Source organism: Streptococcus oralis ATCC 35037 (assembly GCF_900637025.1).
Taxonomy (GTDB): domain Bacteria; phylum Bacillota; class Bacilli; order Lactobacillales; family Streptococcaceae; genus Streptococcus; species Streptococcus oralis.
The window spans coordinates 1,682,126-1,694,728 of record NZ_LR134336.1 but is presented as its reverse complement, the minus strand read 5'-3'; the positions used below and the strand labels follow the sequence as shown (position 1 = coordinate 1,694,728).

The window sequence follows — 12,603 nt, the reverse complement described above, 5'->3', positions numbered from 1 at the left end:
AAAAAAACTGTTGCAATTTTTTTAATTTGATGATAAAATTAAATCATTCTATAAAAAGGAGACTACTATAATGGAAAAACGCCTTGTTCGTAACGTACAAGACAAAAAGATTGCTGGTGTTTGTGCAGGTATCGGTGACTACTTTAACATGGACCACACACTTGTTCGTGCACTTTGGATCATCTTCACCCTACTTGGTGGTTCTGGAATCTTAGCTTATGCTGTTCTCTACTTCCTTCTTCCAGAAGGCAATGCAGAAGCTTAAGCCATAGAGAGAATAAAAGTTTATTCTGATCAGTTGAAAATAAAAAATGCATGTAATCGTGGTTACATGCATTTTTATATGTAGCTTCTATCGAAAAAGAGATGTTCTTCACCAGATGGACAAGTCCTGTTTAATGGTCACTAAAACGACGATACTCTATATGAAAGTCAAAATAATGTTCATTCTGTAACTTTTGGAAGATATCGCGATAGGCTTCTTCGTCAAAATGGTCGCCACGGTAGAGAATTTCAAAACTCAAACCCTCGTACTCTAGAAAAGCGTTGGCTGTTCTGAAACCATTTTGGCGATAGAAATCCATGCGGGACTTTCTTTGCTCCAAGTTATCGCATTCTTCATCTAATCGCTCGACTTCAAGCAACATGGTTCGCTGGTAAAACTCAGTCAGCTTCTCGATAATTTCCTTTCCGTACCCGTGGCTTCTCAGGTGGGGCATGATGGCAAAAAAGCTGATATAGAAGGCCTTTGGGTTGGAGATGGCAAAAGCAAAGCCGACGAATTCTTCTTGGTTATAAAAAGCAAAAAAGTGGGCGTCTTCTCGGTCCTGATAGCGTAAAAACTCTGACAGAGGAACTCGTTCTTCCTCGGGGAATGCTTCCTTGTTTAGCTTCTCAACCTTATCCAGATCGGGAAATACATCGGTAATTAATTGACTGGTCAAACTCATAAATGACCTCCTTTTCTTGATTATAGCAAATTGTCTCTCTGTAAGCAATTGATTGCAAACTTAGTGACAGAGCCTTGTCGCTCCTTTAGAAAGCTGATATAATAGCTTTATGAATAAGAAACGATCCGTGGACTTGATACATGGTCCTATTCTTCCTGCGCTGTTAAGCTTTGCCTTTCCAATCTTGCTGTCTAATATCTTTCAACAGCTTTATAATACAGCTGACGTCTTGATTGTTGGACGATTTCTTGGTCAAGATTCCTTGGCAGCAGTAGGGGCGACAACTGCCATTTTTGACTTGATTATAGGCTTTACGCTTGGTGTTGGAAATGGCATGGGGATTGTCATTGCCCGCTATTATGGGGCTCGTAATTTCACTAAAATTAAAGAAGCAGTAGCAGCAACTTGGATTTTAGGTGCTCTTTTGAGCATTGTGGTCATGCTGATGGGCTTTGTCGGTCTGTATCCACTCCTGCAATATTTAGATACCCCGGCAGAAATCCTTCCTCAATCCTATCAATATATTTCTATGATTGTGACTTGTGTCAGTGTCAGCTTTGCCTATAATCTTTTTGCAGGCTTGTTGCGGTCTATTGGTGACAGTCTAGCAGCCCTTGGATTCCTGATTTTTTCTGCCTTGGTCAATGTGGTTCTGGATTTGTATTTTATTACGCAACTGCATCTGGGAGTTCAATCTGCGGGGCTTGCTACTATTATTTCACAAGGCTTGTCAGCGGTTCTTTGCTTTTTCTATATCCGTAAGAGTGTTCCAGAACTGCTTCCTCAACTCAAGCATTTTAAATGGAACAAGGCCTTGTATGCGGATCTCTTGGAGCAAGGTTTGGCTATGGGTCTGATGAGTTCGATTGTGTCCATTGGTAGCGTGATTTTACAGTCTTCTGTCAATACTTTTGGAGCAGTAATTATAAGTGCCCAAACAGCGGCGCGACGCATCATGGCTTTTGCGCTCCTTCCAATGACGGCTATTTCTTCTGCCATGACGACCTTTGCCTCTCAGAATCTCGGTGCGAAGCGACCAGACCGCATTGTTCAAGGACTTGGTATTGGGAGTCGCCTGAGCATGTCCTGGGCAGGTTTTGTTTGTATCTTCCTCTTTTTTGCCAGTCCTAGTTTGGTTTCTTTCTTGGCCAGTTCGACAGATACTTACTTGGTAGAAAATGGTAGCCTCTACCTGCAAATCAGTTCAGTCTTTTATCCGATTTTGAGCCTCTTGCTGATTTATCGCAATTGCTTGCAGGGCTTGGGGCAGAAAGTCCTTCCTCTAGTTTCCAGCTTTATAGAACTCATCGGGAAAATCGTTTTTGTGGTTTTGATTATCCCTTGGGCAGGCTATAGGGGGGTTATCCTTTGTGAACCCCTTATCTGGGTTGCCATGACTACACAACTGTACTTTTCACTTTTCCGCCATCCCCTGATAAAAGAAGGCAAGGCAATCTTGGCAGCCAAAGGACAATACTAGCTGGGTTTGCTGAACAAAATCCATTTCCTCTAGTGAAAATCGAAAAAACTTGTGTTATAATAAGAAAGATTAAAATGTGAAAAAAGGAGATTCCTAATGGGACGTAAATGGGCCAATATCGTAGCCAAGAAAACGGCTAAAGATGGAGCTAACTCTAAAGTATATGCAAAATTTGGTGTAGAAATCTATGTAGCAGCTAAAAAAGGGGATCCAGACCCAGAATCAAACACTGCTTTGAAATTCGTTATCGACCGTGCGAAACAAGCCCAAGTGCCGAAACACGTTATCGATAAAGCGATTGATAAAGCAAAAGGAAACACAGACGAAACCTTTACAGAAGGACGTTACGAAGGATTTGGACCAAATGGTTCTATGTTGATTGTGGATACCTTGACTTCAAACGTCAACCGTACCGCAGCTAATGTCCGTGCAGCTTTTGGTAAAAACGGCGGAAACATGGGTGCTTCAGGTTCGGTTTCTTACCTCTTTGACAACAAGGGTGTGATCGTATTTGCTGGTGAAGATGCGGATGCCATCTTTGAACTCTTGCTCGAAGCAGATGTGGATGTGGACGATGTAGAAGCAGAAGAAGGAACAATTACTGTTTACACTGCTCCAACAGATCTCCACAAGGCTATCGTTGCCCTTCGTGAGTCTGGCATCGAAGAATTCCAAGTGACTGAATTGGAAATGATTCCTCAGTCTGAAGTGGAATTGTCAGGCGAAGACCTTGAAACCTTTGAAAAACTTTACAGCGTTCTTGAGGACGACGAAGACGTACAAAAGATCTACACAAACGTAGATGGATTCTAATAGAAAAACGAACAGTTTTACTAGCTGTTCGTTTTTTTTGATATTTGAACTTAAACTCTGGTTTCAGAATCGTTTTGTTTCTTGCTTTTTTCTAGACCTAGACCGACTGCATGTTTTTGGACGAGCAAGAGCTGTCCATTGTCCTGTTTTGCAAAAGTTAAGGTAACGGTCTTGATCTTGTCTCCAATGGAGATATAGGTGATTTTTCTCGTATTATAACCTCCGATAGTGGAGTCAAATTCGGAGTCTGGTAGTCCGTGTTTTTTGATAATATCCTTGTAGTTGGTACCACCTTTTCCTTTGTTGTCAAGGTCACCTTCGATTAAGGCGTCGAACTGTTCTTGGGTCCAAGTGAAGTTATCGTCTTCTTCCTCCTCTGGGATGGGATAGGCGCTATCATCTGTCAAGTCGCTTTCTTCTTCGCGTTCCATTGAGGAACTTGCCTCTCTATAGGAACGGTTAAACTCCCTGACAAACTCTTTGTAGACATTAGCGTACAGTACCTGGGTCGTAAAGAAAAGTACAACTGAAGCAACTGCAAGGGATGTTCCGATAATGGCCATTGTTTTCCGTTTTTTGAGGTTGACGATAAGACCGATAATCCCCAAGATAAATGCAACAATGGCGATGAAAAACGATAGATAGTTAATAAATGGGATCCAAGATCCTAAAAGTGCGATGGCTCCAAAAATGGTTGCTAAGATTCCTAAAACTCTTTGTTCTTCTGGTTTCATTTGAAAGTTTTCTCCCTTCATCGAGTGAATGGATTTCTATCCACAGTAGTTAGTGCTTATTATAGAAAAAATATTGCCTAATGTCAATTTAAACTAAAATAGTTCTCTTGGAAACTTTTTTTCTTGACATCTTTTCTGAAAACGATAAAATAGTTCTCATGGGAACTTAAATAGTTCTTGTGAGAACTATATTTATCGTAAGAAAGGAGCAATCATGGACAAGCCGATGTTAATGTTCAAACGTTTTGGACACCAGCTTCATCTGATGGTACAGAAAGAAGCTAAGCGATGTGGCATTGAATTTATGGGTGGACCGCAAGGGCAGGTTCTGCGTTTTTTAGATCATTGTGAACAAAAAGAGGAATTGGTCTTGATTAAGGATATCGAGCAGGAACTCAATATTACCAAATCTGTGGCGAGTAATCTAGTCAAGCGTATGGTGCAAAATGGTTTGGTTGAGCTAGAGGCCAGCCCGAGCGATAAGCGGGCAAAATTTGTTCGCCTGACGGAGAAATCGCGTTCGCAGATGCAAAAAGTTAAGGCTTTTTTTGATCGGATCGATCAGAGTCTGCTAGAGGGGGTTTCAAAGTCAGACTTGGCAATCTTTGAAAAGGTTCTCGGTCAGTTGCAAGAAAATGTTGAGAAGATAGGAGGAGAGAATGAAGAAACTCGCTAAACGTATTACAGGAAAAGAGTGGGGAATGATTGTCCTTACGATTCTGTTCACTTGTTTCTCGGTCTATCTCGAGTTAGAGGTGCCGACTTATATTTCGCAAATTACAGAATTACTGGGAACGTCTGGAACGCAGTTGGGTGAACTCTGGTCACCAGCTGCGAAGATGATTGGTTTGTCTTTATTGGCTTTCTTTTCATCTGTTATGGTGGGTTTCTTTGCTGCTCGTGTTGCAGCATCCTATACAACCCATCTACGTAGAGACGTATTTCATCGCGTTTTAGATTTTTCACAGACAGAGATCAAGCGCTTTTCAATCCCAAGTCTTTTGACTCGGACGACCAATGATATTACCCAGGTACAGATGCTCTTTACCATGGGCTTGCAAGTGGTTACTCGTGGGCCGATTATGGCTATCTGGGCCATTGGAAAAATCCTTGGGAAATCGGAATACTGGCTCTGGGCGGTCGTTGTGGCTGTTATTGTCAATGTCTTGATGACCACTGTTCTTATGACTCTGGCCTTTCCAAAACAATCTGTTATCCAAAAATTGACAGATAAACTCAATAGCATCACTCGTGAAAGCTTGACTGGGATTCGAGTTGTTCGCGCATACAATGCCGAAGATTACCAAGATGAAAAATTCGAAGCAGCCAACGATGAGGTAACACGTCTCAATCTCTTTGTCAATCGATTGATGGCCATTATGAACCCGATTATGATGGCGATTTCCAGTGGACTAAGTTTAGCTATTTACTGGATTGGTGCCTACATTATCAACGATGCAAGTTTGGCAGAACGTCTGCCACTCTTTAGTGATATGGTGGTCTTCATGTCCTATGCTATGCAGGTCGTGATGGGATTCCTTCTCATGGGAGCACTCTTTATTGTTCTTCCTCGTACCTTGGTTTCGGCAGGACGTATCAATCAAGTATTGGATCTGCATTCTTCTATTGAAAATCCTAGTCATACACAGACAGCGGATCCTTCAGTTCAAGGACAAGTGGAATTCCGCGATGTAACCTTCCGCTACTCTAAAAACTCAGAAGCAGTCGTGGAACATGTCACTTTCAAAGCAGAAGCGGGTCAAACCGTAGCCTTCATCGGATCGACTGGATCAGGTAAGTCTACGCTTGTCAACCTCTTGCCACGTTTTTACGACGTTTCAGATGGACAAATCCTAGTGGACGGAGTTAATGTGCAAGATTACGATTTGGAAGATTTGCGCAATAAGGTCGGCTATATCCCTCAAAAAGCAGTCCTCTTCTCAGGAGATGTCAAGGGGAACTTGGACTTTGGTAAGAGCAAAGAAACTCCTCTAAGCGAAGCTGCTATGTGGCAATCCTTGGAATTGGCCCAGTCTAAAAGCTTCATCGAAGACAAGGAAGCAGGTCTTGCATCAGAAGTGGCTCAAGGCGGAACCAACTTCTCAGGAGGTCAAAGACAGCGTTTAGCCATTGCGCGTGCCTTGGCTCGTAAACCAGAGATTCTCATCTTTGATGATTCCTTCTCAGCCTTGGACTACAAGACAGATCGTGTCCTTCGCCAAGAGCTAGCTGAGAAAACAAAATCCATGACCAAGCTCATCGTAGCGCAACGGATTTCTACCATTATGGACGCCGACCTGATCTTAGTTTTGGATCAAGGTAAAGTCGTGGGACAAGGCACCCACAAGGAACTTCTTGCAACCAACGAAGTCTACCAAGAAATTGCCTACTCACAACTATCGAAGGAGGAATTGGAACATGGAAAATAAAAAAGTTTCGGTCTGGAAACAGTGCAAACCTTATATGGCAGGCCTCCAACTTCCTCTCCTAATAGCAGTTGTGGCTGCAGTCATTTCAAGCATCATTACCGTTTATGGTCCAACTAAGATTAAAGAAATTACTAACTTGATTTCAGATGGCTTGGCTACAGAAATCGACTTGGTAGCTGTGTCAAACATTGCTGGATTTTTGGTTGTCCTATATGTGTTTGGAGCTATCCTTAATTATACACAGGCCTATATATTTTCAACGAGTATCCAACATTTTTCAAAACGCTTGCGGACGGCTATCGCTGAAAAAATCAATCGTTTGCCACTTGGCTATTTTGACCGTCATTCACAAGGAGACACCCTTTCGCGCGTGACCAATGATGTGGATACAGCAGCGCAATCTCTCAACCAAAGTCTAGGGACAGTTCTTTCAGCTAGTTTCTTGTTGATTGCTGTCTTGGTGACCATGTTTGGGATGAACTGGATTTTAGCTCTCGTAACAGTGGTCTCTACGCTTGTTGGTTTTGCGGCGGTTTCCGTAATCATGGCCAAGTCACAGGGTTATTTTAAAGCCCAACAAAATAATCTAGCAGCCGTCAATGGTTATGTGGAAGAGATGTACTCTGGCCATAATGTAGTGACCAGCTACAACGCAGTGGACACCTCCAAAGCGAGATTTGCAGGGTTAAACCAAGACTTGCATGACAGTATCTGGAAATCTCAATTTATCTCTGGTATCATGATGCCAGCCATGTTCTTTGTTGGGAACTTTAGTTATGTCTTAGTCATCATCGTTGGGGCCGCGCTGGCGTTAGAAGGGCATATCACTATAGGGATTATCGTAGCCTTTATGGTTTACGTACGGACCTTCTCCCAACCTCTGTCACAGATTGCCCAAGGGATTACGAGCCTGCAACAAGCGAGTGCAGCCATGACTCGTGTATTAGAATTTCTAGCTGAAGCTGAGATGCAGGATGAATCTCATAAGGAGAGACAATTGAGCGACATGAAAGGGGAAGTAGTCTTTGATCACGTGTCCTTTGGCTATACACCAGAGCGCACCATCATCCATGATTTTTCTGCGACAGCTCATGCAGGTCAAAAGGTCGCAATCGTTGGACCGACTGGGGCTGGGAAGACAACCATTGTCAATCTTTTGATGAAGTTCTATGAGCTAGATAAGGGAAGTATCCGCATTGATGGTGTGGATACCAAGGACATGAAGCGCTCTGAAGTGCACGATGCCTTTTCAATGGTCTTGCAGGATACTTGGCTCTTTGAAGGAACCATTCGTGATAATCTCATCTACAACCAAACAGGGATTAGTGATGAACGAATGATTGAAGCCAGCAAGGCAGTGGGAATCCACCACTTTATCATGACCTTGCCAGACGGCTACGATACGGTTTTGGATGACACTGTGACCTTGTCTGTTGGGCAAAAACAACTCTTGACCATTGCTCGTGCACTTCTTAAGGATGCACCACTCTTGATTTTGGATGAAGCGACATCTTCAGTCGACACACGTACAGAGGAGTTGATTCAAAAAGCCATGGATCGTTTGATGGAGGGTCGAACTTCCTTTGTCATCGCCCACCGCTTGTCAACTATCCGTAATGCTGACTTGATTCTTGTCATGAAAGATGGGAATATCATCGAACAAGGCAATCATGAGGAACTAATGGCGCAAGGTGGCTTCTACGCTGACTTGTACAATAGTCAGTTTACAGAAGACGAAGCAGAAGAATAAATCAAAAGAAGGCTTGACGGCCTTCTTTTTCTGCACTATACTAGAAGACAAGCGCCTCACCTAGAGGTAAAAATAAAGTGATAATGAGAAGAATACATGAAAAATTATCAAGAATGGTATAGCAACCTTAGCTCTAAACTAACTAGCCATCCCACCCTTTTATTTCTATTGCTTAATTTCAATCGTTTGATGACGGTCACCATGCCCCTGGTCTATCTGACCTTGCTAGTCACTACTTATCTGAAACTAGGACTGGGTCAGCAAGTTGGGGTTTATGTGCTTATCCCTGCATCAGGTTTTGTGATTTTGTCTCTTTTTCGTAAGAAAATCAACCACCCGCGACCTTATGAAACTTGGGACATCAGTCCTCTGCTTGAAAAGGATAGTTCGGGACAGTCGATGCCCAGTCGCCATGTCTTTTCGGCAACTATCATCTCCATGATCTGTCTGCATGCTAGTCTACCTGTTGGCTTAGCATGCTTGGTCTTTTCAGCTTTACTGGGACTGGTGAGGGTTTTAGGGGGTGTTCATTATCCCAAGGATGTCATCGCTGGCTATGCTTGTGGTCTGGTGTGGGGATTCCTTTTCTTCCTATTCTGATATGTAAGTTAAGCTAGTCCTACAACCACTTACTGCTTCAAATTGACCACTTGCTTTTTTGCCCTTGTATTCCTAACTTAGCTTTGATATAGTAGAGTCAGAAAGGAGATGTGATGAAGTTACGAATTGAGATTGACGACAATTTAGAGGAGACTGAAATTGTCATCAAGACCCCCACTTTGACAGATGAAATTGCAGACTTGCAACGACTTTTGCAAGAGTCAAAGGCTCCGAGGTTGACTTTTTACAAGGGGACAGGTGAATATTATCTAGATCTGTCAGAAATTCTCTTCTTTGAAACAGAAGGGAGCAAGATTTATGCTCATAACCAGAAGGAAGCCTATGAAGTTCGTCTCAAACTTTATGAGTTGGAGTCCATCTTACCTCGCTATTTTAGTCGAGTTTCCAAGTCAACGATAGCAAACATCCGTCAGATTTACTCAGTGGACAAGTCCTTTTCAGGAACGGGCACCATTTCCTTTTATCAGACGCACAAGGAGGTTCATGTCTCACGGCATTACCAATCCCTCCTAAAAGAAAATCTAAGAAACATGAGGTAAAAAGCATGAAAAAGAAAGCATTTGGTATTGTTTTATTGGTTTTAGCAGCTTGGATCTTGCTGCAAGGGAATTTTGGCATTCCTTCTTTGGATGGTAAGATATGGCCTTTACTAGGTATTGTTTTTTTTGCTTATAAGTCCATTGAGTCCATCCTTAGACGCCATCTCACTTCGGCAGTTTTTACAGGGTTACTAGCGCTCATCATTGCAAATTACGCTTATGACTTGTTACCAGTTACCAATCATTCTCTCATCTGGGCTAGCATCTTGGTGGTACTCGGTGTTGGTTATCTTACTCACTCAAGTAAGTTCTGGAATGAAAAAAAATGGTGGTACGATGGGAAAAAAACAGTCGTCACGGATAAGGAAGTCGCTTTTGGTAGCGGGACCTTCTATAAGCAAGATCAAGATCTCGTAGATGACCAAGTGGAAGTCGCTTTTGGGGATGCTAAAATCTACTATGATAATGCAGAGATGTTAGGTGATTTTGCAACTTTAAATATTGAAGTGGCCTTCGGGAATGCAACTGTCTATGTTCCACAACACTGGCGTGTCGATTTGAAAGTAGAAACCTCCTTTGGTGCAGCTAAGGCAGATGCTCCTGTAGCGCCAACAAACAAAACCTTGATTATCCGTGGGGAAGTCGCTTTTGGTAAACTTGGAGTTGTTTACGTTAAATAAAAAAATAGTTTAGGCCCTTGATAAATTCGAGAAAGTGTGATAACATAGTACGGTATGTGGTGCTAGCACATCCGCTATATTAGATCTAATAGGAGGAAAACAAAATGGCTAAAGTATGTTACTTTACAGGTCGTAAGACTGTATCAGGAAACAACCGTTCACACGCGATGAACCAAACAAAACGTGCCGTAAAACCAAACCTTCAAAAAGTTACTGTTCTTATCGATGGTAAACCTAAAAAAGTTTGGGCTTCAGCTCGTGCTTTGAAATCAGGTAAAGTTGAACGCGTTTAATAAAAATGAAAAGACCTAACTGGTCTTTTTCTTTTGCTCTAGAGATAAAATCATTTGAAAAATAGAGTAAATATCCGCCGATACAGCATTCTGCTTTTACACTTGGGCTGAAATATGATAAAATAGAGTATCAACTAGTTGAGGTAAAAAAAATGACTGTAAAAATTAATACAAAAGATGGTCAAATCGAACTGACAGATGAAGTGATTGCAACCGTAGTAGGTGGTGCCGCAACTGAGATTTTTGGTGTGGTCGGTATGGCTAGTAAAAATGCCCTCAAAGACAATTTCCAAGCCCTTCTTGGTAAGGAAAATTATTCTAAGGGTGTTGTTATAAAAGCAGCCGAAGATGGTAGCATTGCAGTTGATGTTTATACCGTATTGAGCTACGGAGTAAAGATAAGCGAAGTGTCAAAAAACATTCAAGAGCGTGTTCGTTTTAGTTTAGAAAATCAACTAGGAATTACTGCTCAGACTGTGAATGTCTACATTCAAAATATCAAAGTTGTAGGAGAATAATCGTGTCAAAAATTACTACCAGCTTATTTCAAGAGATGGTGCAGGCTGCATCAACTCGTTTGAATAAGCAAGCAGAATATGTCAATTCATTAAACGTCTTTCCAGTTCCAGATGGAGATACTGGGACAAACATGGGAATGACCATCGAAAATGGTGCCAAAGAAGTAGCAGACAAGCCGGCTTCTACAGTTGGAGAAGTGGCGAGCATTCTTGCTAAAGGGCTCTTGATGGGTGCGCGTGGGAACTCAGGGGTTATCACTTCTCAGCTCTTCCGTGGCTTCTCTCAGGCTATCAAGGAAAAAGATGAATTAACAGGTCAAGACTTGGCTCTTGCCTTCCAATCCGGTGTCGAAGTAGCTTATAAAGCGGTTATGAAACCAGTTGAAGGAACAATTTTGACTGTATCACGTGGTGCTGCCATCGGTGCTAAGAAAAAAGCAGAGCAGACAGATGATGCTGTTGAGGTCATGCGTGCAGCCTTGGAAGGAGCTAAAGCAGCCCTTGCTAAGACACCAGAAATGCTTCCAGTCCTTAAGGAAGTTGGTGTGGTAGACTCAGGTGGTCAAGGTTTGGTCTTCATCTACGAAGGATTCCTTTCAGCTCTTACTGGTGAATACAGTGCTTCTGAAGACTTTGTAGCGACTCCTGCCAACATGAGTGAAATGATCAATGCGGAGCACCACAAGTCTGTAGCAGGGCATGTGGCAACTGAGGATATTACCTTCGGTTACTGTACAGAGATCATGGTAGCCCTCAAACAAGGTCCAACTTATTCTAAGGACTTTGACTACGATGAATTCCGCAACTACTTGAATGAACTCGGGGACTCGCTCCTTGTTGTCAACGATGATGAGATCGTCAAAGTTCACGTCCATACAGAAGATCCAGGTCTTGTCATGCAAGAAGGTCTCAAATATGGTAGCTTGATCAAAGTAAAAGTGGACAACATGCGTAACCAACACGAAGCGCAAGTTGAAAAAGAAGCAACTCAAGGCAACAAGCCTGTTGAAACAAAAGAGTATGCCCTTATCGCAGTAGTAGCTGGTCAAGGTTTAGCAGATATCTTCCGTGCCCAAGGTGTGGATTATGTCATCGAAGGTGGTCAGACGATGAACCCTTCAACAGAAGACTTTATCAAGGCTGTTGAACAGGTCAATGCTCGCAACATCATCTTCTTGCCAAACAACAAAAATATCTTTATGGCAGCTCAGTCTGCGGCTGAAGTGCTTGAACAACCTGCTGTTGTTGTAGAAGCACGTACAATTCCTCAAGGGTTGACCAGTCTTCTTGCCTTTGATCCAAGCAAATCAATCGAAGAAAACAAAGAACGTATGACTGCAGCCCTTGGTGATGTCATCAGCGGTAGTGTAACAACAGCCGTTCGTGATACAACTATCGATGGATTAGCAATTCATGAAAATGATAATCTTGGTATGGTTGATGGGAAAATCCTCGTGTCAAACCCTGACATGCACCAAACCTTGACAGAAACATTGAAACATATGTTGGACGAAGACAGTGAAATCGTGACTTTCTATGTCGGTGAAGACGGAAGCGAAGAACTTGCCAATGAAATTGCCCAAGAAATCGCAGAAGAATTTGAAGATGTTGAAGTCGAAATCCACCAAGGTCAACAACCCGTATATCCATATCTTTTCAGTGTGGAATAATCGTGAAAATTGAATAAAAACAACAGAAGGAAGCTGGTTTTTCAGCTTCTTTTTTCTATGCAATTGGAGTTATAAAGAAATTTATGTAGAAATGAACATTCTATTGGAAATTCTATTTACTATAAG

Annotated in this window: 14 protein-coding genes; 12 read left to right on the top strand and 2 right to left on the bottom strand. The window is 42.3% G+C overall.

Going from position 1 to position 12,603, the window contains the following annotated elements:
• The first annotated feature begins 70 nt into the window (after window positions 1-70).
• The gene (locus EL140_RS08400) at window positions 71-265 is read left to right on the top strand and encodes a PspC domain-containing protein (protein WP_000415528.1); all 195 of its coding nucleotides are present in this window, start codon (window positions 71-73) and stop codon (window positions 263-265) included.
• Window positions 266-395: 130 nt separating this feature from the next.
• On the opposite strand, the gene EL140_RS08395 is transcribed toward EL140_RS08400, so the two are convergent.
• Window positions 396-950, bottom strand: a complete 555-nt coding sequence (locus tag EL140_RS08395) for a GNAT family N-acetyltransferase (RefSeq protein ID WP_000060285.1) — start codon at window positions 948-950, stop codon at window positions 396-398.
• 109 nt (window positions 951-1,059) lie between these two features.
• Here EL140_RS08395 and EL140_RS08390 point away from each other — a divergent pair, with 109 nt between their 5' ends.
• Both EL140_RS08390 and EL140_RS08385 read left to right on the top strand, forming a co-directional pair.
• Window positions 1,060-2,430, top strand: coding sequence for an MATE family efflux transporter (locus tag EL140_RS08390; protein WP_002874864.1), 1,371 nt, complete (start codon window positions 1,060-1,062; stop codon window positions 2,428-2,430).
• Between the two features lie 96 nt (window positions 2,431-2,526).
• On the top strand, window positions 2,527-3,243 hold the full coding sequence (locus EL140_RS08385; protein WP_000532891.1) for a YebC/PmpR family DNA-binding transcriptional regulator: 717 nt from the start codon (window positions 2,527-2,529) through the stop codon (window positions 3,241-3,243).
• Window positions 3,244-3,293: 50 nt separating this feature from the next.
• Here EL140_RS08385 and EL140_RS08380 read toward each other — a convergent pair whose 3' ends face one another.
• Window positions 3,294-3,998 (bottom strand): CD20-like domain-containing protein, encoded by a 705-nt coding sequence (locus EL140_RS08380; protein ID WP_000675584.1) that lies wholly within the window; start codon window positions 3,996-3,998, stop codon window positions 3,294-3,296.
• Between the two features lie 193 nt (window positions 3,999-4,191).
• Between EL140_RS08380 and EL140_RS08375 the strand changes: the two genes are divergently transcribed.
• The 9 genes from EL140_RS08375 (at window position 4,192) to EL140_RS08335 (ending at window position 12,477) form a co-directional block, all read left to right on the top strand.
• Window positions 4,192-4,653: a MarR family winged helix-turn-helix transcriptional regulator gene (locus EL140_RS08375; RefSeq protein WP_000360517.1), complete on the top strand. Its 462-nt coding sequence runs from the start codon at window positions 4,192-4,194 to the stop codon at window positions 4,651-4,653.
• On the top strand, window positions 4,637-6,406 hold the full coding sequence (locus EL140_RS08370) for an ABC transporter ATP-binding protein (protein ID WP_000731803.1): 1,770 nt from the start codon (window positions 4,637-4,639) through the stop codon (window positions 6,404-6,406). Before EL140_RS08375 ends, EL140_RS08370 begins: the two co-directional genes overlap by 17 nt.
• Complete coding sequence (locus EL140_RS08365) at window positions 6,396-8,156, top strand: ABC transporter ATP-binding protein (protein ID WP_000428385.1); 1,761 nt, start codon at window positions 6,396-6,398, stop codon at window positions 8,154-8,156. The genes EL140_RS08370 and EL140_RS08365 overlap by 11 nt, the downstream gene beginning before the upstream one ends.
• Before the next feature lie 96 nt (window positions 8,157-8,252).
• Window positions 8,253-8,756, top strand: coding sequence for a phosphatase PAP2 family protein (locus EL140_RS08360; protein ID WP_000800954.1), 504 nt, complete (start codon window positions 8,253-8,255; stop codon window positions 8,754-8,756).
• 113 nt (window positions 8,757-8,869) lie between these two features.
• The gene (locus tag EL140_RS08355; RefSeq protein ID WP_000776577.1) at window positions 8,870-9,316 is read left to right on the top strand and encodes a LytTR family DNA-binding domain-containing protein; all 447 of its coding nucleotides are present in this window, start codon (window positions 8,870-8,872) and stop codon (window positions 9,314-9,316) included.
• 5 nt (window positions 9,317-9,321) lie between these two features.
• Window positions 9,322-9,996: a LiaF transmembrane domain-containing protein gene (locus tag EL140_RS08350; protein ID WP_000725743.1), complete on the top strand. Its 675-nt coding sequence runs from the start codon at window positions 9,322-9,324 to the stop codon at window positions 9,994-9,996.
• A 104-nt stretch (window positions 9,997-10,100) separates the two neighbouring features.
• Entirely contained in the window at window positions 10,101-10,289 is a 189-nt protein-coding gene (gene rpmB / locus EL140_RS08345; protein WP_001140948.1) for a 50S ribosomal protein L28, read from the top strand.
• Window positions 10,290-10,441: 152 nt separating this feature from the next.
• On the top strand, window positions 10,442-10,807 hold the full coding sequence (locus EL140_RS08340; RefSeq protein WP_000216434.1) for an Asp23/Gls24 family envelope stress response protein: 366 nt from the start codon (window positions 10,442-10,444) through the stop codon (window positions 10,805-10,807).
• A 2-nt stretch (window positions 10,808-10,809) separates the two neighbouring features.
• Window positions 10,810-12,477: a DAK2 domain-containing protein gene (locus tag EL140_RS08335; protein WP_000036690.1), complete on the top strand. Its 1,668-nt coding sequence runs from the start codon at window positions 10,810-10,812 to the stop codon at window positions 12,475-12,477.
• Window positions 12,478-12,603: the final 126 nt, after the last annotated feature.